Source organism: Hallella mizrahii, from assembly GCF_009695775.1.
GTDB lineage: Bacteria > Bacteroidota > Bacteroidia > Bacteroidales > Bacteroidaceae > Prevotella > Prevotella mizrahii.
In genome coordinates, this window is sequence record NZ_VUNG01000094.1 from 1 (window position 1) to 1,662 (window position 1,662).

Genomic DNA, 1,662 nt, shown 5'->3' on the forward strand with positions numbered 1-1,662 from the left:
TAAAGAAACCTCCATTTGAGACACTATACACCAAGCATAGCAACAAGCTCTTCTATATATTTAAGCATGGTTGCCGTACCCCATTTCCCACCATCTTTGGTTCTCACCTTCTTGTATTTTGAAAGGTATCTGAATATAGCCTTGTAAGAATATTTCTTGTTTAGTCCCAGCTTGACAAACTCGTTCTTAACCCTTGTCGTTATGACGACGGAAAGGAAATTTATAAGTTCAGTGGCATATACGCTGTAGTCGGAATGCACGTTTACCGTGTCACGGTCAACGATATTCTTGTATAGCCAGAACAGAGTCTCCACAGACCATCGCTGGGAATAGGCTAAATAGACGGTCAATGGGTCAAGGTTAGCTTTTGACTTGAAGACAATCAGGCCGAAAAGGCCTTTCTTCTCGACATAGCTTTCTGCCTTGAAATTATCTTTCTTGTTGGCATTCTGCACATATCCGATCTCCTGTTCGGAAGCAGCTTTCGGGTCGCGGAAAGAGTAGAGGTACTTGCCATTTGACATTTTTTGCTTCTTGTAGAGAATCGTGCCGTCCTTATAGTCTTTCAATGGCATTGTCGGCTCATCCATCTTGTAATTCTTTATGAACGCCGAGTTCTGCTTCAACGGTATCAGGTATGCCAGTCCTTCCATCTTGTCGACTTTCTCAAACAACTTGTCGTTGTAGAAGCCCTTGTCGAAGACCATCAGACCGTTCTTAATCTCATACTCCGCTACAAAATCGTCTATCGCCGTCTGATCCAGCATGTTGCCTGCGTAAGGTTTTGCCGCGATGGGCTCACGCGTCAATGGGTTGAAGGCATACAGCAGGCTGATGTCCCTGGAGCCCTTCTTAGCACCCTTGCGCGAGAACTCCGAGAGGCTCCCCGTCTTGGCATTGTAGTCCTTGAGCATGCCGTCAATGACCATGTTACCGCCGGTAAATGTATTCACTCTATTGCGCATGAACTCACAGATAAGGGAGTATGCCTTGCCTATCTCCACAAGGAATCCGGACACTGCCGTCTCAGACAAATGAACTCCCGGATACATCTCTGATGCAAATGAGCAGAGGTACTGTACCTGCAAGTCACGGTTCATGATGTCTCCATATGAAGCACGGAGCAAGGCTATGATATATAGGCGCTTCGCATCGTCGAGATTCCAAACCTTGGCGAGTTCTTGAAGAAGTCCACTGCCGTACTTGTCACAGAGAGCCACCTCTCCATAATCTTTTATATCCACTTGATTTTTCTTGCGCATATACGAGCCCTCGACAAACTTTCCGTTTACAATTTCTCCTACCGTTCCTATGTCTACGGGGACAGGCTTCCCGTTAATTCTTTTGCTCGTCCTTTTTATGACGACAAAACGGTTGCCTCTCTGTCGGACTATCGTACTTTTGGGGCGGGCGACTGACAATATCTCTTTTGGAATAGCCATAAATATGTATAGTATCTATATAATTAAAAGAACTATACAAAGGTACAAATAAATGGCCATATCTGCAAGAAATTACCAATAATATTGCCAAAAATAATTATACAGAGACTAAAACAAGGGGAAACTTAAACGGGCTTTCTACGAAAGAAAGCCATTGTTAAGCCAGAAACGGCAAAGCAAGGGCCAAATTGTATAGTGTCTCAAATGGAGGTTTCTTTAT

Annotated in this window: 1 protein-coding gene; it reads right to left on the reverse strand. The window is 44.2% G+C overall.

Annotation, left to right across the window (positions count from 1 at the left end; genetic code table 11):
• Positions 1–23: 23 nt before the first annotated feature.
• Entirely contained in the window at positions 24–1,442 is a 1,419-nt protein-coding gene (locus FYJ73_RS15570) for a transposase (RefSeq protein ID WP_154535655.1), read from the reverse strand.
• Positions 1,443–1,662 lie beyond the last annotated feature (220 nt).

Excerpts from the sequence above, each read along its gene's own strand:
- FYJ73_RS15570 (WP_154535655.1), bottom strand. The coding sequence starts at position 1,442 with ATGGCTATTCCAAAAGAGATATTGTCAGTCGCCCGCCCCAAAAGTACG.